Annotated in this window: 20 protein-coding genes; 5 read left to right on the plus strand and 15 right to left on the minus strand. The window is 73.7% G+C overall.

Annotation, left to right across the window (positions count from 1 at the left end):
• Window positions 1-47: 47 nt before the first annotated feature.
• Genes P2T37_RS10760 through P2T37_RS10810 form a run of 11 tightly spaced genes read right to left on the minus strand, consistent with a single transcriptional unit; the run spans window position 48 to window position 10,553 of the window.
• Complete coding sequence (locus P2T37_RS10760) at window positions 48-923, minus strand: SDR family oxidoreductase (protein ID WP_276233936.1); 876 nt, start codon at window positions 921-923, stop codon at window positions 48-50.
• The gene (locus tag P2T37_RS10765; RefSeq protein WP_276233937.1) at window positions 923-1,348 is read right to left on the minus strand and encodes a DUF5791 family protein; all 426 of its coding nucleotides are present in this window, start codon (window positions 1,346-1,348) and stop codon (window positions 923-925) included. Before P2T37_RS10765 ends, P2T37_RS10760 begins: the two co-directional genes overlap by 1 nt.
• 40 nt (window positions 1,349-1,388) lie before the next feature.
• Window positions 1,389-1,598: a hypothetical protein gene (locus tag P2T37_RS10770; protein ID WP_276233938.1), complete on the minus strand. Its 210-nt coding sequence runs from the start codon at window positions 1,596-1,598 to the stop codon at window positions 1,389-1,391.
• 33 nt (window positions 1,599-1,631) lie between these two features.
• Window positions 1,632-4,598, minus strand: coding sequence for a DUF7286 family protein (locus P2T37_RS10775; RefSeq protein ID WP_276233939.1), 2,967 nt, complete (start codon window positions 4,596-4,598; stop codon window positions 1,632-1,634).
• The gene (locus P2T37_RS10780; RefSeq protein ID WP_276233940.1) at window positions 4,595-5,455 is read right to left on the minus strand and encodes a DUF7284 family protein; all 861 of its coding nucleotides are present in this window, start codon (window positions 5,453-5,455) and stop codon (window positions 4,595-4,597) included. Before P2T37_RS10780 ends, P2T37_RS10775 begins: the two co-directional genes overlap by 4 nt.
• Complete coding sequence (locus P2T37_RS10785) at window positions 5,452-5,820, minus strand: DUF7285 family protein (protein ID WP_276233941.1); 369 nt, start codon at window positions 5,818-5,820, stop codon at window positions 5,452-5,454. Before P2T37_RS10785 ends, P2T37_RS10780 begins: the two co-directional genes overlap by 4 nt.
• The gene (locus P2T37_RS10790) at window positions 5,801-6,271 is read right to left on the minus strand and encodes a DUF7283 family protein (protein WP_276233942.1); all 471 of its coding nucleotides are present in this window, start codon (window positions 6,269-6,271) and stop codon (window positions 5,801-5,803) included. The genes P2T37_RS10785 and P2T37_RS10790 overlap by 20 nt, the downstream gene beginning before the upstream one ends.
• 32 nt (window positions 6,272-6,303) lie before the next feature.
• Window positions 6,304-7,989 carry a type II secretion system protein gene (locus P2T37_RS10795; protein ID WP_276233943.1) on the minus strand — a complete coding sequence of 562 codons (1,686 nt, stop codon included), beginning with the start codon at window positions 7,987-7,989 and terminating at the stop codon, window positions 6,304-6,306.
• Complete coding sequence (locus P2T37_RS10800; RefSeq protein WP_276233944.1) at window positions 7,986-9,761, minus strand: ATPase, T2SS/T4P/T4SS family; 1,776 nt, start codon at window positions 9,759-9,761, stop codon at window positions 7,986-7,988. Before P2T37_RS10800 ends, P2T37_RS10795 begins: the two co-directional genes overlap by 4 nt.
• Window positions 9,724-10,197: a DUF7311 family protein gene (locus tag P2T37_RS10805; RefSeq protein ID WP_276233945.1), complete on the minus strand. Its 474-nt coding sequence runs from the start codon at window positions 10,195-10,197 to the stop codon at window positions 9,724-9,726. The genes P2T37_RS10800 and P2T37_RS10805 overlap by 38 nt, the downstream gene beginning before the upstream one ends.
• Complete coding sequence (locus P2T37_RS10810) at window positions 10,191-10,553, minus strand: DUF7310 family coiled-coil domain-containing protein (protein ID WP_276233946.1); 363 nt, start codon at window positions 10,551-10,553, stop codon at window positions 10,191-10,193. Before P2T37_RS10810 ends, P2T37_RS10805 begins: the two co-directional genes overlap by 7 nt.
• Window positions 10,554-10,630: 77 nt before the next feature.
• On the opposite strand from P2T37_RS10810, the gene P2T37_RS10815 reads away from it, so the two are divergent.
• Together P2T37_RS10815 and P2T37_RS10820 are read left to right on the plus strand one after the other, a co-directional pair.
• Entirely contained in the window at window positions 10,631-11,350 is a 720-nt protein-coding gene (locus P2T37_RS10815; RefSeq protein WP_276233947.1) for a hypothetical protein, read from the plus strand.
• Between the two features lie 57 nt (window positions 11,351-11,407).
• Window positions 11,408-12,481, plus strand: a complete 1,074-nt coding sequence (locus P2T37_RS10820) for a tubulin/FtsZ family protein (RefSeq protein ID WP_276233948.1) — start codon at window positions 11,408-11,410, stop codon at window positions 12,479-12,481.
• Window positions 12,482-12,798: 317 nt separating this feature from the next.
• Here the strand turns inward: P2T37_RS10820 and P2T37_RS10825 are convergent, their stop codons facing one another.
• The gene (locus P2T37_RS10825) at window positions 12,799-14,142 is read right to left on the minus strand and encodes an alkaline phosphatase family protein (protein WP_276233949.1); all 1,344 of its coding nucleotides are present in this window, start codon (window positions 14,140-14,142) and stop codon (window positions 12,799-12,801) included.
• Window positions 14,143-14,217: 75 nt separating this feature from the next.
• The gene (locus P2T37_RS10830) at window positions 14,218-14,352 is read right to left on the minus strand and encodes a hypothetical protein (protein ID WP_276233950.1); all 135 of its coding nucleotides are present in this window, start codon (window positions 14,350-14,352) and stop codon (window positions 14,218-14,220) included.
• Between the two features lie 232 nt (window positions 14,353-14,584).
• Between P2T37_RS10830 and P2T37_RS10835 the strand changes: the two genes are divergently transcribed.
• A complete protein-coding gene (locus P2T37_RS10835; protein ID WP_276233951.1) occupies window positions 14,585-15,172 on the plus strand; it encodes a hypothetical protein in 588 nt (195 codons plus the stop codon).
• Here P2T37_RS10835 and gatB read toward each other — a convergent pair whose 3' ends face one another.
• Both gatB and P2T37_RS10845 read right to left on the minus strand, forming a co-directional pair.
• Window positions 15,173-16,657, minus strand: a complete 1,485-nt coding sequence (gene gatB / locus P2T37_RS10840; protein WP_276233952.1) for an Asp-tRNA(Asn)/Glu-tRNA(Gln) amidotransferase subunit GatB — start codon at window positions 16,655-16,657, stop codon at window positions 15,173-15,175. It abuts the gene before it with no gap.
• A 43-nt stretch (window positions 16,658-16,700) separates the two neighbouring features.
• Complete coding sequence (locus tag P2T37_RS10845) at window positions 16,701-18,239, minus strand: S41 family peptidase (RefSeq protein WP_276233953.1); 1,539 nt, start codon at window positions 18,237-18,239, stop codon at window positions 16,701-16,703.
• Window positions 18,240-18,387: 148 nt separating this feature from the next.
• Between P2T37_RS10845 and P2T37_RS10850 the strand changes: the two genes are divergently transcribed.
• On the plus strand, window positions 18,388-18,708 hold the full coding sequence (locus tag P2T37_RS10850; protein ID WP_276233954.1) for a DUF7518 family protein: 321 nt from the start codon (window positions 18,388-18,390) through the stop codon (window positions 18,706-18,708).
• Window positions 18,709-18,730: 22 nt separating this feature from the next.
• Window positions 18,731-22,306 (plus strand): chromosome segregation protein SMC, encoded by a 3,576-nt coding sequence (gene smc / locus P2T37_RS10855; protein ID WP_276233955.1) that lies wholly within the window; start codon window positions 18,731-18,733, stop codon window positions 22,304-22,306.
• Window positions 22,307-22,308: the final 2 nt, after the last annotated feature.

Here is a 22,308-nt window from a genome sequence, read left to right on the forward strand (position 1 = left end):
TCCGGACAAGTAGCTTTCCTCCGTTCAATCGCCGTCCCGGACCGCCGTCAGCCCGCGCGGTACGCCTCGACCGCCGCGCGGTACCCCTCGCGGTAGGTCGGGTACCGGAGGTCGTAGCCGGTCTCGCGGAGCAGGTCGTTCGCGACGCGCTTGCTGGTCAGGACCCGCCGTTCGGCCGCTTCCGAGAGGTCGCCCTCGGCCAGCCGTTCCCGCTTCGAGCGCTTCTCGGGCCGGGGGACGCCGCACTCGTCGGCGAGCCAGTCCGCGAAGGCGTGTTTGTCGGCCGGCTCGTCGTCACAGACGTTCACGACCGGCGCGTCCGCGTCGCCGAGCAGATGGGCGACCGCGCCCGCGGCGTCGTCGCGGTGGACCATGTTCAGGTAGCCGGCCGTTACCGGCCCCTCCAGGTACCGCTCCAGCCGGTAGCGGTCGGGACCGTAGAGCCCGGCGAAGCGCGCGACGCGTCCGTCGATATCGCGCTCGGCCGCGTACTCGGTCGCGAGCCGTTCCGCCTCCGCGAGGACGGCGGTCTTCTCCGTCGTCGGCTCGATGGGCGTCGACTCGTCGACCCAGTCGCCGTCGTGGTCGCCGTAGACGCCCGTCGAGGAGGTGTAGACGAGCCGCTCCGGGGGCGAGTCGCGGTCGGCGAACACGTCGATAGCCGTCCGCAACCCCTCGACGTACACCTCTCGCGCGGCGTCGGCGCCGCGCCCGCCCGAGGAAGCGGCGAAGACGATGGCGTCGGCGTCCGGGACCGCCGCGAGGTCGTCGGGTTCGGTCACGTCCGCCGCCACGGCGTCCGCGCCCGTCGCGCGCACCGCGTCGAGGTCCGAGAGGCGCACGCCCGTCACCTCGTGGTCGCCCGACAGCTGCCGGGCGAGTTCGAGGCCGACGTAGCCGCAGCCGAGTATCGCGACCCGCATCAGCGGACCCGCGCGCGGATGGTCGCGTGTAACAGGGCGAACTCCCGAAGCGTCATCGGGAACCGGCCCTCTATCTTCGACTGCACCTCGCGGGCTTCGAGGTCGCCGCCCGCCTCCGCGGCCAGCGCCTCCACGTCGAGGACGGCCTGCGACATCCCCATCATCAGCGCGTCGCGCGACAGCAGGACGATGCTCTCGGCGTCGTCGTCCTCCGCGGCCGCCAGCAGCGCAGCGGCTTCCTCCAGCGTCAGTTCGGGCGCGTCGCCGGCCGCGACCGCCGCGACGGTCTCACGGTCGAGGTCCGTCCGCGCCGCGACGGCGTCGACCCCCGCGGATTCGACGGCGTCGGCGAGTTCGGCCGCGAGCGCCGCGTACAGTTCCTCCGGCGTGTGCTCGCCGGGGTCTGAGACCAGTTCGTGGAACACGCCCCGCGGTACGCGACCGCGGCTTAAGAGCCTTCGATTCTCAGTAGAAGCCCGTCGCCGTCCACGCGCCGCGTATCTCACGTTCCGCGACCTCGGTTCCGTGCTCCTCGACGAACCGTTCGGCCGTCCGCTCGTCGCAGCCGAGCACTTCGTCGGCCATCAGCGCCGCGACGAGGCGGTCGTGCGGGCGCGGCGTCACCTCGCGGTCGGCGTCGAACAGGTCGTCGCGGTTGGGTTCGGGGACGGTCACGGTCGGCGTACGGTCGCCGGCGACAAACGCCTTTCACCAGCCGGCAGAGCGCTCGTCGGCGTTCCCGTCCGTGTCGCCGACGCCCTGTCCGCCGGGCGGCACGACGACCACGACGGCCGTCTCGACCGAGAGGTCGACCTCGCTCGCGCGGCCCGCGTGCTCCGCGTCCCCGTCCCCGTCCCAGTCGATGCCGACCGCGCCCCCGTCGCGGACGTACGCGAGCGTCCGGCCGGGGAAACCCTCGCGCGACCGCACGACGAAGCGGTCGTACGCGCCGCGCGCCTCGACGGTCCAGACGTTCGTGGTCGCGTACCACTGGCTCGGCAGCGGGGTGACGGGGAGCCCCGACGGGACGCGGGCCAGCGAGCGTCCGAGGCGCCGTTCGACCCGCTCCGTCGCCACGGTCGCGGTTCGGTTCGCGGCCCGCGCGGCGGCCCGCGTCGCCGCCTCCGTCGCGAGCCGGCGTGTCGCCGTCACGCCGGCGTTCACCGCGGACTGGGGAACCCCGTCACCGCTCGTCGCCGCGGCACGGAGGGCGAGCCGGAGCCGGTCCCGCGCCTCGGTTTCGGCGACCGTCTCGGGGTACCGTTCGGCCGCGACACCGGCGACGGCAGCCGCAGCCGAGCCGTTCGCCAGCGCGAGCGCGCGGGTCGCCGGGGTCGTCCAGCGGTCGAGTCCGGCGGCGACGACGGCGCGCCGGTCATCGGAACTGCTCCCGACCCCCGCCTCGGCGAGCCGGTGTCGCAGCGCCTCCCGTCGGCGGTCGACGGCCGCGCGGACGGCGTCGCGGATCCGCTCGCGCCGCGCGCTCGCCCGCTCGTCGTCCGTCTCGGCGGCCACTCCCTCGGCGCCCCGGAGCGCCCGTGCCGCCGACCGCAGGCGGACGCGCCGCTCGCCGAACAGTTCCCCGACGACGCTGTCCGCGACGTCGCCGTAGGGAACCGTGAACAGGTTCGTGTTCCGGGCCGCGAGCGGGACGGTCGAGCCGTTCCCACGCGCGTCCGTCGCCGCGCGGTCGACCCGCGACAACGAGAGATACGCCGGGGCGCCCTCGACGGCGACCCGCTCGCCCGACACCGTTCCGTTCGCCCCCGAACTCACTTCCCCTCGGGCGTCGAGCAGTGCCCCGAGCCGGTCCCGGGAGAGTCCGTGGTCGGCGAGCACCGACGCGAAACGGTCGCCCGCGTCCCGCCGGCGGTCGGCACGGCGGTCGAGCGCGGACAGCACCGCGTCGAGGTACGCGGCCCGCGCGGCGACGCGGGCGCGGTCCGCCACGCCGTCGTAGGTCGGCGGCGCGTCGAGCAGCGCCGCGCGCCGCTCGCGGACCGCCGCGGCGAGTGCGGCCGCCGGGTTCGCGTCGTAGGTCCCGACCGCGCCGCGCTCGACCGCGACGGAGACGTTTCGGACGCGCTCGCGCAGGCCGACGAGGTCGCGGTACACCCACGCCCGTAGCTCGTCCGGCGGTTCGCCGGACAGCGTCGTCCGGTTCGGCCCGAGCGTCCCGGCGACCGCGCGGCGAGCGACGGCGTCGGTACCGCCGCGCTCCGCTACGAGTCGGTCCGTGGCGCGCTCGCCGACGGCGCCGAGGTTCGGGCCGTCGAGGACGCCGCCGCGCTCGTGAACGGGCTCGATCTCCCGGACGGGTGCCGGGCCGCCGTCGTGGCGACCGACGACGGCGACGCGGACCCGTTCGCGGGTCGTCACGACCTCGGTGGTGCGGGCGGTTCGGTTCCCGCGTCGCCAGCGCCGGACGACGGTCCGGCGCTTTGTCACCTCGCGGGCCGCCGAGGAGACGACGTGTCGGGGGGACGCGGCTCCGATGTCCGTCGCGTTCGCGCTCGCCACCGACAGCCCGGTCGTCACGTTCCGGGCGACGAACGTCCAGTTCTCGCCGTCGGGCGCGGCGCGCCCCGTCCGCGTCGTCCCGAGGGTCGTCACGGCCACGCGTCGCTCAGCCCGGACGCGGTAGGTCGCGGCTATCGCGGCCGCGAGGCCCCCGTCGACGAACCTGCGGAACGCCCGGTCGGCGGTCGCGTTCACGCCGACCGCGAGGGTGTCCTCCGGGCCGACCGCCGGCGTGTCGGCGGCTCTCGTCGGGTCGAGCGTCGAGCCGGGGACCGCGCCGTCCGCGGCCCGAATCAGGGCGGTCGACTCCGCGCCCGAGGCGCCCGCGCCGGCGAGCAGGTCCGCGCCCGCCGCCCGGGTCGCGGCGGTTCGGGTCGCCCGGACCGCGGCGTCGTCGGCCGTGCCGAAGACCGCGCGCTGTTCGGCGAGCAGCGCCCCGTTCGTCGCCACCGCGACGTGGCGGTTGCCGACGACGTTGGCGATCGGCGCGCCGCCGTACTGTGCTACCCCGCGAGTCCACGCCATCGCGTAGAGGCGGGCGGTCGCGCGGCGCGCCAGCCCCGGTGCGGTCGCGTCGGCGTCGAGCCGTCGGTCGAACCGAACCGTCCGCTCGTGGAGCGCGAGCACGGACGAGGCGACCTCGACCGTCGGCGAGACGCGCACGCGTTCGACCGTTCGGCCGTCGCGGGTCGCGACGAGCGTGACGTTCTCGACGGTCACGCGGAGGGCGTCCGCCTCGTCTACCGCTTCCACGCTCGTCCGTGCCAGCACGGCCCGGAGGTCGGCGGCCGTCGAGAGTCGGGGGAGCGACGGGGCGGCGCGGACCCCCTGTGCCGTCGTCCGGTCCAGCCGGTCGCGGAGCGCGAGGTAGGCCCGCAGTTCGAGCGACGCGCGGAACGGGTCGCCGGTCGCGGCGAGCGCCCGCCCGAGCGTCGTGTTCGCGGTCGCGACGACCGGGTTCGCCGCGGCCTCGCGGGCCGCCGTCCGCGTCGCGTCGCGGAGGTCGCCGCCGAGCGCGACGCGGGCCTCCTCCAGCGCGGCCTCGGTGTCCGGCTCCGTCACCGTCACGCCCCCGAGCGCGCCGGACATCGTCGCGCTCCCGGCGAGCAGGAGGACGCCGACGAGGGCGAACGGGACGCGCGCGCGCTCGTTCACGCCGACCACCGCCGGACGACGATCCGGACCTCGCCGGCGCGGACGGCACGCGCGGCCGCGGCCGGGGAGTCGAACGCCGCCCGTACTCGTCGTTCGTACCCCTCACGGAGCGCGCGCCGGAGCCGTTCGTTCGCCGCCGCGGCGTCCCCGCGCTCGATTGCCGCCGTGGTGTCCGCGCCGAACAGTCGGTCGGCCCGCGCGTAGCGGCGCGCGGCGAGCCGGTCGGTCGGGTAGTCCGCGGCCAGCGCGTTCGTCATCCCCTCGCGGGGGAACAGCACCCGGGTCGTCGCGTTCGCGAGGACCCGGGCGACGCCGGCGTAGCCCGAGCGGTTCGCGGCGGCGAGCGCGCGTGCCCTGGCCCCACCCGCGGCCGTCTCGACCCGCAGCACCCGACTCGCCACGGACGCGTCCCGCGGCGGCTCCGGGCCGGCAGCGAGGCGTCCCCCGACGTCGGCGCCCTCGTACGGCTGCCACACCGTCAGGACCCGTGTCCGCGTCCCGGTGGCGTTCGCGACGGCCGCGGCGACGGCACGCTCGTACCCGTCGCTCGTCCGGGCGAGTTCGGTCCCGCCGACGGTCGTGTTCCGCACCGCGCCGCGCGCGAGCAGGCCCGCGAGCCGACCGTGTGCGTGCCGGTCGAACGTCTCCCCGACGCGGGGGAACCGCTCCGGTGCCCCGGCCGCGCCGGGCGCGAGCGAGTAGTTCACCGAGACCGACACCCGCGAGACGACCGTCGCGGACGGCTCCGCGTCCGGCGCGGGCGGCGTTCCGTGTGGCGCCGCGAGCGTCGTCGCCGCGGCCGAGACGAGCAACAGAAACAGCGCCGCGTCGAGCACGGTACTGACGCCGCGGCTCACCAGACGCTCACCCGGAGTCGCCCGGGGACGACGCGGCCGGGCCCGACGCGAACGGGCACGCGGCGTCGGGCGCTCGCCGCGACCCGTGGCGGGGTCGGTCCCCGCGTCCACGAGCGGTTCCCGACGGCGAGCGAGACGTTCGTTCCCTCCGGGAGCGGAATCGAATCAACCCGAGCGGGCGGGACGACGCCGGCCGGCGCGAGGTCGTCCGCGACCGCGTCGAGTCGCGCTTCCGGACTCGGCCCCTCCCGCGGTAGCACGTCGTCGACGACGCCGGCGTACGCCGAGAGCGCGAGACAGACCGCCGCGACGGCGACGAGCGCCGCCAGCGGCTCGGCCTGCGCCCTATCCGACGAGCGTGACATCGACACCTCCCCACGTGACGCGGCGGACGCGGAGCCGGTCGGGCGCGGCTCGCCACCCGGGGTCGCCGGTTCGAGCGCCGTGTGCGACCACGGCGAACTCGGTCGGGTCGGCGAACACGTCACCGGGCGGCTCGCCGGCGAGCACCGCCGCGAGCGGGCCGTCGTCGCGGACGGGCGTGACGGGTCCGTACTCGAAGTCCGCGTGTGCCGTGCCGTCCGGCCCGCGGAGCGAGACGCCGCGGGGCGTGAGCCGTATCCGGTCGGCCCGGTCGAGCGATGCCGTTTCGCTGCCCGCGTACGCGCTCGCGGCGAGCGAGTCGACCGTCCGAGCCGCGCCCGCGGCGTCCGGCGGCGGGGCGGTCGGGAGGCCGGCAGCGACCCCGAGCGCGCCCGCGGCGACGAGGCTCGCGCCGAGCCACGCGTACCAACCGTCGATTGGTGCGTCGAACACGGGGGCGGTGGCCGCGCTCCGGTACAAAAAGCTCAGGCGACCAGCCCCCCGGCGACGACGGCCGCGAGGTAGGTCGCCGTCGCCGCGAGCAGCGCCAGTCCGACCCGGTAGCCGACGAGCGCGCGGTCGAAGCCGCGCTCCAGGCCGGTCGCGAGCGCCGTGAGCAGGACGGCGAGGAGGAGGACGTAGCCGCCGACCGCGACCGCGAGCGGGCCCTGTGGGAGCGCCTCGCCGAACTCGCTTCCGCCGACTCGACCGGCCAGCGCGACGGTGACGCCGCCGACGAGCGGACCGAACACGGCCGCGGTGTTGCCTATCGTCCCCGTCGCGTGGCGCACCGAGCGGCGGGCCTCCCGCTCGACGCGCGCGAGGTCGGCGAGGTGTTCGCCCGCGGCGACGAGTGCGGGGCCCGCCGGCCGGCCCTCACGCGCCGCGTCGGCGAACAGGCGCGCCGCGTCCGCGACCCGGCGGCTCGGGAGGTCGCCGACGGCCCCGTGTTCGCCGAGCAGCGAGTCGCGAACGCCGACACCGAGTGCCGAACCGCGGTCGGCCGCCTCCGCGAGCAGGGCCGCGGCGGGCGTGTCCGACTCCGCGCCCGCGGCGACGAGCGCCGTCTCGACCGGGTCGCCGTCCGCGACCCGGCGGCCGACGGCGTACAGCGCGTCCGGCAGTCCCTCCTCGACGGCGCGCACCTCTGCGCGTACCTCGCGGTACGGACGGAACCGGAACACGAGCGCGGTGCCGACGCCGAACCCGGCCGCGGCCACCGGCGGCGTCCACGCCGGGAGCAGTCGCGGGGCGACGACCCACGCGCAGGCCGCGACCGCGACGCCCGCGGCGAGGGCCCCCCACGGGGCGTCGGGCACGTCCGGGTGGTCGCGCGGGACCGGCGTCGCCGGGAACGCGACGGGACGGTTCGCCACCAGCCAGGCCGACGCGACGAGCAGGCCCAGCGGGAGCGCGAGGTCGTAGACGGCCACGACGACCGGAACCGACACCGGCAGTCCGGCGACACGGGTCGCGGGGAGGGCCGCGACGAACGCCAACGGCAGGAGGACGCCGAACGCGTACACCGCGGTCACCGGGCCGCGCAGCGCCGCCGCGTCCCCCGCCGCCCGCTCGCGTACCCCGGCCAACACCGCGTCGAGCGCGCGGTCGATGCCCCGGTCGCGCTCGTCCGCCGGCGCCTCGGCGGCGCTTTCGAGGAGCCGAAGCCCCCGCCGCAGGGGCGGGAAGCGGTCGCCCCACCGGTCGAGGAAGTCGCCGAAGCCCGCGTCCCCGGTGCCCCGTGCCCGCCGAACGGACGCCGCGAGCCCCCGGTCGAGCGGTCCCGCGGGGTCACGAGCGGCGAAGGCGGCCGCGGCCTCCCGGGTCGGCGTCACGCGGAGCCGCATCGCGGCCCGGCAGACGAGCCACGGCGCGGTGCCGAGCGCGCGCCGTCGGAGTGCGCCCGCCGCGAGTTTCGGTCCGCGGAGCGCGACCTCGCGCCCGCCGAGAGCAAGGGCGACGGCGACGAGGAGCACGGCGGGCCGGAGACGGGTCGGCGCGAGCGCGGTCGCGAGCAGACCCACGCCGCCGACCGTGACCGCCAGCCCGTCCGCCGCGCGACGGTAGGTCGCGGTGTCCGACCGACCGAGCAGCCGGAGCGCGACCGCGAGGTCGGCAGTCGGCTCGGGTTCGGCCGGTGCGAGCCGTGCGAGCGCGCCGAGGAGGCTCACGCGAACGCCTCCCGTCGGGCGTCGAGGGCGCGGCGCACGTCGGCGTACTGCTCGCCGGGCGCGGCGAGCGTCGCGACCGTCGCGCTGTTGCCGCGTTCGATGCGGCCGGTCGCCGCGAGGCCGTCGCCGTCGCGCTCGAACAGCGGGGCGAACGACGGCTCCTCGCGGCCGACGACCTCGTGGACGCCGGCGACGCCCCTCTCCGCGTCGCTCCGGTCGAGCGTGACGACGAGGTCCGTGTCGGCGAACGCCGACGGCGCGACGCCGAGGTCGGCGACGACCCGCTCGCGGACGGCCTCGGGGCCGTCCCCGTGGACCGTCCCGAGCGTCGCGCCGCCCGCGCCGACGCGCATCGCCTCGTAGAGCGCCTCGGCCTCGGCCCCCCGGACCTCGCCGACGACGAGCGCCCCCTCGCCGAGGCGGAGCGCGGCCCGGAGCGCCTCGGTCGGGCCGACCCCGTCGCCGTCGCGGGCGACCCGGAGCCGCTGGCAGTCGCGGCCGGCGGCCCGGAGCGCGTCGACGGGGAGCTCCGGGGTGTCCTCCACGACGACCGTCCGGGTCCCGGCCGCGAGCTCGAACAGGAGCGCGCCGAGCGTCGTCGTCTTGCCGACGCCGCGACCGCCCGCGAGCAGTACCGCCGCGCCGCGCTCGACCGCGACGGAAAGCAGGCCGGCGACGGCCGGGGTGAGGGTACCGTTCGCCACGAGGTCCGCGAGGCGGAACGGGTCGCCGTCGTGGGCGCGGAACGCGAACCCGTGGCCGTCGCTCACGGGGTCGGTGACGCCGGCGACCCGGAGCTCGCGGTCGCCGGACGCGACCGCGGCGTCGAGCGTCGAGTCGGCCCGCGAGAACGCGCGACCGCTCTCACGGCGGAAGCGGGAGGCGAGGGCCGCCGCGCCCGCGGGCGTGAGGTGGAGGTTCGACCGGACGGCCACGTCAGCGCGTTCCAGCCGGAGGGGGCCGTCGCCGACCGGCGCCGAGGCGTAGGCGTCGGAGACGGCTGGGTCGGCGAAGACGTCGTCGAGGACACCCAGCCCCCGGGTGTGCTTGTCGAGGACGGCGGTCAGCGTCTCCACGGGGTCGTCCGGGTCGGCGACGGCGCGGACGGCCCTCCCGGCCGCCCGCTCCCCGGCGAGCGCGTTCGCGGCGAGGTGGTCGGCGGCGGCCGCGAGGGTGGCCGTCGCGTCGGTGTCGAGCGTCAGTTCGACCGGCGTGAGGTGATACGTCGGGAGCGGGTCGTCGCCGCGCTCGTACAGGCGGACGGTCGCCCCCGTGTCGAGGTCGTAGCGGTCGGCCAGCCGGGCGTCCGGCGGCGGCCGGGCGACCACGCGCTCCTCGCCGACGGTCGGGGCGACGCGCGGCCGGAGCAGGGCGTCGTAGTCGCCCCCGGTCGCGGCCTCCGCCAGTCCCGTCACGGCCGCGAGCCGCGCGACGGCTCCCGCCCGCCCGGTCGCGACCCGGGCCGCGTCGAGGGGGTCGCGCTCCGTCCGCGCGGCGAGCGCCTCGTCGTAGAAGGCGACGGCCTCGGCGAAGCGCCCGGCCGCCACGAGCAGGGCGGCCGCGCCGTCCTCGTAGGCGCGTTCGAGGCCGTCCGCGCGGCTGTGGACGCTTTCGGCGTCGCGGTCCCGGAGCGCGGCGACGGCCGTCGCGCGGCAGTCCGGGGCCGCGGCCAGTCGTCCCGAACCGGGGCAGTCGGTCGCGTCGAGGCGGAGCGCGTCTCCGTCGAATCGGGGTTCACACCGGCAGTCTGCGGTCGAGCGGAGTCCGAACACTGGGCGTCGTGGTCCCGTTTCCGGACTTGAACCTACGGACCAGGAGCAGATCCTCGCCGTCGCGGGCGACCAGCGAGAGCCGCAGCCGGTGGCGGCCGGGCTCGCGGAGCCACAGCGGCCCGTCGAACGACAGGTCCGTCTCGACGCGGTTCCGTCCGTCGCGCTCCCACGCGAGGGACTCGCCGCGCGGGCCGACGCCCATGCCGAGGTCCGTCTCCCGGGGCACGCGAACGACGACCACGAGGCTCGCGCCCGCCGTCCCGGGCGGCGCGGGGTCGTTCCGCTCGGCGAAGCGGGCGACCCGCTCGCGGAGGTCGGTCAGTTCGTCGCGCGCGAGGCCGTCAGCCCTCCCCGCCCGCGCGTCCTCGACCGCCGGGAGGGCGTACCCGACGAGCGCGGCCGCGAGCAGGACGGCGAGGACGACCCGGACTACCACAGGTCGCGCAGCCGCTCCCCGAGGCTCGGTTCCCCCTCGGACTCGACCGGGACCGACCGCTCGCGGGGGCGGGGCGTCTCCTCGTCCAGTCGTGCCTCGGTCTCGCGGGCGACGGCGAGCGCGCGCTGGGCGACCTGCGCCGTCTCGCGGTCGATTCGCTCCGCGTTCCCGACGTGACCGCGCACGGTGGCCACGTCCCCCTCGGCGTCGGCGAGCCGGTCCTCCATCGCGTCCAGCCGCTCGGCGAGGGCGTCGAGGCGGCGCTCGACCGCCGCGGCGTTCGAGAGGTCGGCCGGGCCGCGGTCGTCGTCGGTGATGGTCCGCTCGACGGCGTCGAGGCGGTCTTCGAGGGTCACGCGGGTCGTGGGCGCGTCACCGCACTTGAACCCTCGCGGCCCCAAAACCCATGTCCGGTCTCGTTCACGGGCCGACGATGCCCTCCCCGCCGAGCGGTGACGAACGGACGCGACGGCTGCTGGGGGCGCTCGCGCTCGTCGCCGGACTCGCGCTCGTGCTCAACGCGACCGTCGTCGGCGCGTTCGCCGTCGGCGAGCCGGTGTACCGGTACGACACGTTGGCCGTGGAGACCGAGGGCGGCATCGGGTTCGGCGGGGGCTCGCCCGTGGATACCGTGCCCGACGACGTGGTCGGCCTCGACTGCCTGTACGACTCCGCACACACGCGGCTGTGCGAGACGGAGCGGTGGCTGCTCGACCGGAGCGCGAACGACACCGTGACGGTCACGGTCGAGTCGCCGGAGTCCGTCTACGTCGAGGAGCCGGCCCCGCGGTTCGCGCTCCACCCGAGCGGTATCTACGAGCGCACCCGGACCCTCGTCGAGGAGAACGGGACGCGGACCGCCCGGCTGACGCTCGAACGGGTGGCGACGCGCGAGGCGGTCGCGGCGGTCGCCGCCGACCCCGACGAGCTTCCGCGCGCGGCCGAACGGGCGGTCGAGGACGGGCCGGTCACGACGCGCGAGCGGCTCGGGGTGAACGGGCAGGTGGTCGTGACGGAGAACGGCTTCGGGATACTCGTCGCCGACCGCGCGCGGCCGGCCCGGCCGGGGCGTGCGACCGGGTTCGCGGCCGCACAACTGCTCGCCGCGGCCGGGCTGTTCGCGGCCGGGAGCCGGCCGTTCCGGCGGGGCTGAGCCCCTTCGACCGGATCCGGGACAACACTGAATACCCGAGCCGACACATCACCCCGCATGAAGGTCGCCCTAATCGGCGTCGGGCAGGCCGGCGGCAAACTGGCCGAATCCCTGGCGTCACACGACCTCGCGCGGTCGTCGGTGACCGGCACGCTGGCCGTCAACACCGCCCGCGCGGACCTCCAACCCCTCCACATCGACACCCTGCTCGTCGGCGAGGCGCAGGTGAACGGCCACGGCGTCGGCGGCGACAACGAACTCGGCGCGCGCGTGATGGACGCCGACGCGACGGAGGTGATGGAGGCCCTCTCGGGCCGGGTCACCTCCGAGTGCGACGCGATACTGCTCGTCGCGGGGCTCGGCGGCGGCACCGGGTCGGGCGGCGCGCCCGTGCTCGCGCGGGAACTCTCCGAGGTGTACGACATCCCCGTCTACGCGCTCGGCGTCCTCCCCGGCCGGAACGAGGGCGCGCTGTATCAGAAGAACGCGGGCCGCTCGCTGAAGACGCTCGCCCGGGAGGCCGACTCGGTGATTCTGGTCGACAACGACGCGTGGCGCGCCGCGGGCGAGTCGATGGACGAGGGGTTCGCGGCGGTGAACGACCGCATCGCACAGCGGGTCGGTCTGCTGCTCGCCGCCGGCGAGTACGAGGGCCGCGACGTGGCCGCCGAGTCCGTCGTAGACTCCTCGGAGGTCATCAACACGCTCCGCGAGGGGTCGCTCGCGGCCATCGGCTACGCGTCGGCGGCGTCGAGCGAGGACGCCGCGGAGAACCTCAACGCCGTCACCTCGGTGGCGCGCAACGCCCTCCTGACGGGGACGAGCCTGCCGGACGCGACGGAGGCGTCGAGCGCCCTCCTCGTCGTCGCGGGCGACCCCGACCGCATCAGCCGGAAGGGCGTCGAGTCGGCCCGGTCGTGGCTCGGCGAGGAGACGGGGACGATGCAGGTGCGCGGCGGCGACATGCCGCTCGACTCCGACCGCCTCGCCGCGCTCGTCCTGCTGGGCGGCGTGGAGCGGTCGCCGCGGGTGCGGGAGTTCTTCGAGCGGGCCGGCGCGGCCGCGGAGGAGGTCGAGCGCGCGGACGCCACGGAATCGCTCGTCAGCGACGACCTCGACGGCCTGCTGTAGCGACGCGGCGTTTTATCCGTCTCCTCGCCGTATCTACACTGCGTCGGGCCGGCCGGTCGAGGGTACCGTGTGACGCGTCCCGGCGCCGCGCGGCCGTACGGTGTGTGGCGTCGCGGACGCCGCGCACACGGTGGCCGTTTCTCGGGTATCGAACCGCCAGAAGCATCGTCCGCCGGAGCCGTCGGGGGGAAAGCCCCCCGCGACTCGGGTCGAGGGCACCACGTTGTCGGGTGTGACCCGACGTTCGCGGCTTAGACTATACACTATAGTATTTTTGGGTACGAGCGCACGCGGCGAAAACCGTCGGCCCCCGGGGGTCAGATGAGCGACGCGCCGTCGAACTCGCCGCGGTCCGTCTCGATCTCCATCAGGTCCATCAGGGTCGGCGCGATGTCGAACAGGTCGGTGTCCTCGATGCGCGCGCGGTCGTCGTCGACGAACAGGGAGGCGTTCTCGAACGAGTGCATCCCGTTGCGCGGGCCGGTGTCGAACACCTCGTTGTGGCCCTTGAAGCCGGCCTTCAGGTCGTAGCCGTGCGTCGGGATGACGACGAGGTCCGGCGCGATGTCGTCGTGGGGGCCGCGGAAGGCGTCCTCCTTGGTGACGACGCGCTGGGCGACCGGCTCGCCCGTCGGGCCCTCCAGCCCCTCGATGGCTTCCTTCAGTTCGGCGCGCACCGCGTCGTACTCGTCCTGCGGGACGGAGCCGCGGGGTTCGCGGCCCTCCAGGTTCAGGTAGACGCGGCCGGGGATGAGCGAGTAGGCGCGCGCGTCCTCGGAGATGTCGGTCAGGGCGTCGTGGTCGTCCGTCTCGTACTCCAGCCAGCCCTCCTCCTCCAGCCACGCGTTGAGGTGGACCTCGTACTCCTGGGTCGTGAAGCCGTGGTCGCTCGCGACGACCATCGTCACGTCGTCGGGGAGCTGTTCGCGGAGCTTCCCGAGGTACGCGTCCACCTGCTCGTATATCTCCAGGAACGCCTCCTTGTACTCGCCGTCGTTCTCGTAGTCGCCGAACAGGAAGTGGTTCACCCGGTCGGTCGTCATGAAGACGCCGAAGAAGAGGTCCCAGTCGTTCTGCTCGACGTAGTGCGAGAAAGCCTCGTACCGCTTCTCGAGCGTCTCGTAGGCGTCCTCGATGAACTCCGACTTGTCGGCCTGGTGGCCGAGCTTCGCGTTCATGTCGATGCGGTAGCCCGACTCCCGGAGGTGGTCGCGCAGGTCGTCCGGGTACGCCGCCTTCTCGACGCCGGGCGAGAGGAAGCCCGATACCATCCGCTGGACGTCGCGCTGGGGCGGGAACGTGACGGGGACGTTCATCACTGTCGCGTCGCGCCCCTCGTTGCTCACGCGGTCCCAGACCCGGGTCGCCTGCACGTCGCGGCCCATCGGCACGTAGGTGTCGTAGCTCCCGTTCTCGCGGTCCTGGAAGCCGTACACGCCCGTCGAGCCGGGGTTGACGCCCGTCGTGAGCGAGGGCCAACACGCCGACGACTCCGGCGGCACGATGGAGTCGATGGCCCCGCCGGCCCCGTCGTTCGCTATCGCGGTGAGGTTGGGGAACCGGTCGGGGTTGTCGGCGATGAGGCTGTACGGGACGCCGTCGATACCGAAGAAGGCGACTCGCGGGCCCTCGTTCCCGCGCAGCCGGTCGAACAATCCCATACCCCGCCCTCCTCGTTACAGTTACAAGAAGCTTCTTTTCGCCCCGAGGGCGGCCGGTCGTCGGCGATACCGGAATCAGTCGCGCTCGTCGTCGTCCGGCTCGTGGACCGCCGCGGGCGCCTCCGCCGGCTCGTCGTCGTCCGGCTCGAAGTTCGTCGGAACGACGGTCAGGTGGTCGATACCGACGCGGGGGCGGTTTCTGGTGGCCATGTCCGTAGGTGGCCGCTCCGGACACAAGTACCCATCCATAATCGTGATAAATCGGGTACCGTCGCCCGATAACCACGGGGCATTATTATTACCACGCGGCGGGCGGGTGGCGGCGGACATTACTGCCGGGAATGGCGACACCGCCGGTCGCCCGCGCGACGGTGCGCCCCGACCGCGCGCGAGGTCGGGGCCGGACCGCGCCGCTCTTCACGTCGCGTCCCTGAGCGCGTGTATGAACGAGCGGACCGTCCGCGCCCTCCAGTTCGCCGCGGTGCAGGTCGTCGGCGCGGTCGCGGTCGTCCACTTCGCCGTCGGCTCCGAACAGCTCGGGAGCCTCGCCGCGAACGGTCTGCTCGGCGACTACCTCGGCGGGCGCGTCCTCGAACGGCCGCGCGCGCCGCTGTTCCTGCTCTCGTCGCTCGCGCTCCTCGGCGGGATGGTCGCAGCGGGGCGCGGGTACGTCGAGCGCCGCACCGCCTACCAGCTCGGCATCGCCGCGATGCTCGTCTACCTCGGCGGGTGGGTCGCGTGGCACACCGTCCTCGACCACGGGTTCGCGCTGTCGGGGGGCGCGCCCGAGGCGACGGCCCACACGCACGGCGGCCTGCTCGACACGCTCTACTCGCACTACGTCGCGCCGCTCGCCGCGACGGTCGGCGCGGCGGCGAGCGAGGGCGGCTCCGCGCGCACTCTGCTCGGCATCGTCTCCGTCACGCTGGAACTGGTGGCGGTCGCGCTGCTCGCGGTCCTGCTCCGATACGACGCCGACGCGCGGGAGGGCGGTATCGACCTCGGCCTGACGCTCGACGCGCCCGAGTAGCTACGGGAGCTCCTCGCGGAGCAGTTCGTTGACGGTGCCGGGGTCGGCGGAGCCGCCCGTCTTCCCCATCACCTGCCCGACGAGGAAGTTCACGGCCCCGTCGTCGCCGGCCTCGTAGTCGGCGACCGCCTCGGGGTTCTCCTCGATGACCTCGCGGACCGCAGCGAGCACCGCGTCGTCGTCCGTCTTCCCGAGCCCCTCCGCCTCGACCACCTCGTCGGGCGCGAGGCCGTCGTCGAGCATCCGGCGGAGGACGACCTCCTCGGCGTTCTTCGTCGTTATCTCGTCGTCGGCGACGAGTTCGACGAGCCGCGTGAACTCGTTCAGCCGGCCGCTCACGTCCGTTACGGCCATGTCGCGGTAGTTCAGCTCCCCGAGGAGGTTGTCCGCGACCCACGTCGCCGCGAGGTCGGGGTCGAACTGCTCGGCCACGTCCTCGAAGAAGTCCGCTACCTGCTTCGTGGAGGTGAGCTTCGAGGCGGCCTCGCCGGAGAGGCCGTACTGCTCGCGGAAGCGGCGGCGGCGCGCGTCCGGCAGTTCCGGGATGGCGATGCGGTCCTTCCAGTCGGAGACCCGGAGCGGGGGCAGGTCGGCCTCGCGGAAGTAGCGGTAGTCCTTCTCCTCCTCCTTCGAGCGCATCGACACCGTGATGCCGCGCGACTCGTCCCAGTGGCGCGTCTCCTGTTCGACCTCGCGGCCGCGGCGGACGGCGTTCTTCTGGCGCGTCTCCTCGTAGGCCAGTGCCTTCTCGGCCCCCTTGTGCGAGGAGATGTTCTTCACCTCGGTGCGGTTCGCGGCTTCGAGCGTCTCGGTCGCGATGGTGCCGTCGTCGGCTATCTCGTCGCCGGGGACGATGGAGAGGTTCGCGTCGATGCGGAGCGAGCCGTCGCGCGTCGAGTCGAAGACGCCGAGGTACTCGAGCACCTCCTCCAGTTTCGCGAGGAACGCGCGGACCTCGCCCGCCCCGCGGAAGTCGGGCGCGGTGACGATCTCCATCAGCGGCGTCCCCGCGCGGTTGTAGTCCACGAGCGTGTAGTCGGCCGTGTCTATGGAGCCGCCCTTGTGCTGGAGGCTCCCGGGGTCCTCCTCCAGGTGGGCGCGCTCGATGGCGACGGTGCGCTCCTCGCCCTCGACGCGGAAGGAGAGCTCGCCGTCGGCACAGACGGGCGCGTCGTACTGCGTTATCTGGAAGTCCTTCGGCAGGTCGGGGTAGTAGTAGTTCTTCCGGTGGAAGCGGGTCTCCTCGGGGATGTCGGCGTCGATGGCCTTCCCCACCTTCACGGCGGCCTCGACCGCGCCCTCGTTGAGCACGGGGAGCGCGCCGGGGAGGCCGAGACAGGTCGGGCAGGTGCGCGTGTTGGGGCCGTCGCCGTCGTCGGCGTCGGTCGAACAGCCGCAGAAGATCTTCGTCGCCGTCTCCAGCTGGACGTGGACCTCCAGCCCGATGACGGCCGAGAGGTCCCGCTCGGCGGTCTGTGCGGTCATTGGACACGGTTCCGCGGCCGCACGCTTTAGCGTAACGGACCGCTCACCCGCCGTCCGCGACGGGCCTCGGCGGCTCCCCGTCGGTGACGCCCGCGTGGTCGAACGCGAGCCGCAGGCCGGCGTCCGCGGCCCGGTCGTAGCCCTCGAACCGCTCGGGTGTGAGTTCGGCGTCGGGAGTGAGCGTCCGGCCGTCCGGCTCGGGCACCCAGTGGTACAGCGCGCAGCCGACGCGCCCCGCGAGGCCGGTGTTCGGCAGTTCGATACCCACCGGCTCGCCGAAGCTCACGGGTGCCTGTCCGGAGGGGACGCCGACCACGTCCGCGCCGAACGCGGTGAGCTGTGCCGCGCCTGCGAACCCCGACGACATGGTGCTCGCCGAGACGGCGACGACGAGGCGGTCGGGGTCGAGCGCTCCCGCGTACGACCCGTCGTCCAGCAGGTCGGCACACGTCCCCGAGCGCCGGAGCCGCGCTTCGAGCGCGTCGCGGTCGCCCCGCGTCGCGTCGAGGTAGTCGGAGAGGTCGTACGCCGCCGGCTCCGCGACCGTGTCGTCCGGGTCGCCGTAGCGCTCGCGGTGCCGCTCCGTCCGCCGTTTGGCCGCGCGGGTCGCGCCGGCTATCCGCTCGACGCCCGCCAGCCCGTCCAGCAGGTAGGCGAGCACGGACACGAACCGGGAGTCTCCCCCGGGGTTGTCCCGCAGGTCCACGACGACTCTTTCCGGGTCGGCGTCCGCGAGCTCGGTCAGCGCCCCGACCATCGACGGGAGCGCGGCCACCGTCGCGTCGAGGTCGTCGGGCGGGTCGCCGCCGACGTGGCGGCCGTAGGCGGCCTCGGCGAGGCCGGCGGCGCTGCCGGCGTCGTTCGCCACGAACGCCTCCAGGCTCTCGCGGTACCCCTGCAGGTCGCCGGGGACGAACAGCGCCGCGTCGCCGGCGTACCGACGGACGCGGGGGCCCGTTCCTTCGGGCGCGGGGACCGACTCTTCGAGGGTCGCGTCGAGGTCGCGCCCGGGGTCGCCGAACGGAACGGCGACCTCGCGGTCCCCCTCGGGCGTCGAGAGCCGGAGCGTGGCCTCCGCGGGCGGGTCGTCGCGCTCAAGCAGTCGCGCGAGCGGTCGCGGCGTCCGGACGGCCAGCGAGAGGCGTAACAGCGCCGTGCTCGGGTTCTCGACCCCGTGGAATCGCGCGACCCGGTCCGCCAGCGTGTCGAGCGGCACGCCACCGACCGCGAGCAGGTGCGCGCCGAGCAGGTCGGCGCGGTCCTCGGGAACCGCGTCCACGTAGAGGCGGTCGCCGACGGCGCGGAACGAGACCGGCAGCCGGTCGCGCTCGTCGCCGTGTTCCGGCGGGAACAGCGTCGAGTGGGCGTCCGCTAGCCCCGAGACGAGCGGCGCGGCCCGGCGGTAGAACGCCTCCGTCGTCGCCTCGTCCGGGAGGTCCCGGACGGCCCGTTCGAGTTCCGCGTGGAGCGCGACCCGGCCGTCGCGACCCCGCGTCGGCTCCGGGTGGAGCGCCTCGACCTCGGCCACGAGGTGTCGGAGGTCCGCGGCCATCGCCTCGCGTGCGTGCGTGTCGTCCGTCACGACCGGCGTGCCGGGGCGGGCGACAATCGGTCTTGGGGTCCGGCGCGTCGTCTCAGCATCTCCAGACGAACCCGACCCCGCCGAACGTATCAGGAGCCATGTCATTGTCTGACGCAAGTTTAAGTCCGTAGGGACAGGCGGTAGGGACATGACAGGCAACCGGGTGGAGGAGCTGGAGGCCCAGATGAAGGAACTGCGCGCGACGGTCTCCGGGCTCACGGACGAGCTCGTGGAGACGAAGGAACGGCTCCGGCTCATCGAGGACCACTTCGGCCCCGAGCTCGACGAGATAATCGAGGGCAAGAGCAGCCGCGCCGACGCGCGCTCGTCGCTGAGCGGGGCCGAGGCGACCCCCGAGCCCGCGAGCCCGCAGGAGGAGACCCCCGACGAGGCGGCCGACGAAGCTAATGCCGAGGAGGAGGAAGCCGACGACGAGAGCGCCGGGACCGACGACATCATCGTCGCGTAACCGGGCCGCCACGAGCGCCCCCATGCACATCAAAGAGCTCGTACTGGACGACTTCAAGAGCTTCGGCCGGAAGACGCGTATCCCCTTCTACGAGGACTTCACGACCATCAGCGGGCCCAACGGCTCGGGCAAGTCGAACATCATCGACTCCGTGCTGTTCGCGCTGGGGCTCGCGCGCACGTCGGGCATCCGCGCCGAGAAGCTCACGGACCTCATCTACGACCCCGGCCACGACGACGAGGACGGGTTCGCGGGCGAGCGCGAGGCCGCCGTCGAGGTCGTCCTCGCCAACGAGGACCGCACGCTCACCCGCGAGCAGGTCGTCTCCGCCGCCGGCACCGAGGACGTCGGCGACGTCGAGGAGATAACCGTCCGCCGCCGCGTCAAGCAGACCGACGAGGACACCTACTACTCGTACTACTACCTCAACGGCCGCTCGGTGAACCTCTCCGACATCCGCGACCTGCTCGCGCAGGCCGGCGTCACCCCGGAGGGGTACAACGTCGTGATGCAGGGCGACGTGACCGAGATAATCACCATGTCGCCGTACGCGCGCCGCGGCATCATCGACGAGATAGCCGGCGTCGCGGAGTTCGACGCCAAGAAGGAGGACGCGTTCGGCGAACTCGAAACCGTCCAGGAGCGCGTCGACGAGGCGGAACTCCGCATCGAGGAGAAGGAGGAGCGGCTCGCCCAACTGGAGGACGAACGCGAGACGGCGCTCAAGTACCAACGGCTCCGCGACGACAAGGAGGAGTACGAGGGGTACCTGAAGGCCGCCGAACTGGAGGACAAGCGCGCGGAACTCGCGGAGAAGCGCGCGAGTATCGAGGCCCACGAGGAGGACCTCGCGGACCTGCGGCGCGAGCTCGACGAGCGGCAGGGCCGCGTCACGCGCCTGGAGGAGGACCTCGCGGACCTCAACCACGAGATCGAGCGGAAGGGCGAGGACGAACAGCTCGAGATCAAGCGCGAGATAGAGGAGATAAAGGGGGAGATCGGCCGCTTCGAGGACCGCATCGAGGCGCAGAAGGAGCGTATCGAGGAGGCCGAGAACGCCCGCTCGCAGGCGTTCGTCCAGATAGACCGCAAGCAGGAGACGGTGGACGAACTGGCGAGCGACATCCGCGAGCGGAAGGTCCGCAAGGCGTCGCTGAAGGCCGACAAGGAGGAGAAGCGCGACGAACTCGACGGAATCGAGGCCGAGATCGCCGACCTCGACACGGAGTACGAGGACCTGCGCGACGCCATCGAGGAGCGGCGCGAGCGGCTCGACGCGCTCCGCGACGAGAAGAACGAGCTCCAGCGCGAGCAGGACCGCCTCCTCGACGAGGCGCGCCGCCGTTCGACGGAGAAGCGCGAGAAGGAGGAGCAGATAGAGACCGCGAAGGCCCAGATACCCGACATCGAGGCCGAGAAGTCCGACCTCGAGTCCGAACTGGAGAAGGCCGAGGCGAACCTCGACACCATCTCCGAGGTCGTCGAGGACCTGAAGGCCGAGAAGACGGCCCTACAGGACGACCTCGACGACGTGGAGAGCGACATCGCGGCCAAACAGCAGGAGTACGCCCAGATCGAGGCGCGCGCCGGAGAATCGGGCGACTCCTCGTTCGGCCGCGCGGTCTCGACCGTGCTGAACGGCGGGCTGGACGGCGTCCACGGCGCGGTCGCGCAGCTCGGCTCCGTCTCGCCGGAGTACGCCGAGGCGGCCGAGACGGCCGCGGGCGGCCGGATGGCGAACGTCGTCGTGGACGACGACTCCGTCGGCGAGCGGTGTATCGACTACCTCAAGCAGCGCAACGCGGGTCGGGCGACGTTCCTCCCGATGACGGAGATGCACGCGCGCTCGCTCCCCTCGACGCCCTCGCTCCCCGGGGTCGTGGACTTCGCGTACAACCTCGTGGACTTCGACCCGCAGTACAGCGAGGTGTTCTCGTACGTGCTCGGCGACACGCTCGTCGTCGAGGACATGCAGACGGCCCGCGACCTGATGGGCGACTTCCGGCTCGTCACGCTGGAGGGCGACCTCGTGGAGAAGTCCGGCGCGATGACCGGCGGCTCCACGTCCGGGTCGCGCTACTCCTTCGAGAAGGGCGGCGAGGGACAGCTCCAGCGCGTCGCGGAACAGATACAGGCGCTGGAGGACGAGCGCGCGTCCATCCGCGAGGACGTGCGCGACGTGGACGGGCGGCTGGACGACGCGCGCGACCGGAAGAGCGACGCCGCCGACAAGGTGCGCGACATCGAGGCGTCCATCGAGCGCAAGGAGTCGGAGCTCGACGGCATCCGCGAGGAGGTCGCGAGCCTGGAAGCCGACCTCGACGACATCGAGTCGGAGCGCGAGGAGACCCAGGCCGAGATGGAGGAGATCGAGTCGGCCATCGGCGAGAAGCAGTCGGAGATCGAGACGCTGGAGGACGAGGTCGCGGAGCGACAGGCGGAACTGGAGGACTCCGAGGTGCGCGAACTCAACGAGCGCGCCGAGGCGGTTCGCGAGGAGATCGCCGACCTCGACTCGCGGATGGACGACCTCGACGCCGACCTGAACGAACTCGGGCTCGAGAAGCAGTACGCCGAGGACGCCATCGAGGACCTCCACGACACCATCGAGTCGGCACAGAACAAGAAGGCGGACGCACAGGAGACCGTCGCCGACCTCGAAGCCGAGATCGAGGAGAAGGAGGCCGTCCTCGAAACCAAACACGAGGCCGTCGCGGACCTGGAGGAGGAGCTGACCGAGCTCAAATCCGAGCGCGAGGACCTGCGCGAGCAGGTGCGCGAGGCGAAGGACGCCCGCGACGAACAGCGCGCGACGGTCGCCGAGGTCGAGGGCGAACTCGACGAGCTCCGCGACGCCGTCTCCCGGCTCGAATGGGAGGTGGACGAACTGGCCTCGCAGGTCGGCGACTACGACGCCGACGACATCCCGGACCTCTCGAGCGTGAAGGGCCAGATAACGAAGCTGGAGAACCGGATGGCGGAGCTCGAACCCGTCAACATGCTCGCCATCGACGAGTACGACGACGTCGCCGCGGACCTGGAGGACCTCACGGACAAGCGCGAGACGCTCCAGGAGGAGGCCGACGGCATCCGCGACCGCATCGACGAGTTCGAGGCGCGCAAGAAGGAGACGTTCATGGAGGCGTACGAGGGCATCAACGAGGAGTTCGAGGACATCTTCGCGCGGCTGTCGAACGGCTCGGGCGAACTCGTCCTCGAAGAGCCCGACGACCCCTTCGAGGGCGGGATGACGATGAAGGCCCAGCCGCGGGACAAGCCGGTCCAGCGGCTCGACGCGATGAGCGGCGGGGAGAAGTCGCTGACCGCGCTCGCCTTCATCTTCGCCATCCAGCGGTACAACCCCGCGCCGTTCTACGCGCTCGACGAGGTGGACGCCTTCCTCGACGCCGCCAACGCCGAGATGGTCGGCGAGATGGTGGACGACCTCGCGGGCGACGCGCAGTTCATCGTCGTCTCGCACCGCTCCGCGCTCCTCGAACGCTCCGAGCGCGCCATCGGCGTGACGATGCTGGACGACAACGTCTCGGCGGTGACCGGCATCGACCTCTCGGGACAGGGGGTGCCGGCGGATGACTAGCG

Origin of the sequence: Halosegnis marinus, assembly GCF_029338355.1 — an archaeon.
Taxonomy (GTDB): domain Archaea; phylum Halobacteriota; class Halobacteria; order Halobacteriales; family Haloarculaceae; genus Halosegnis; species Halosegnis marinus.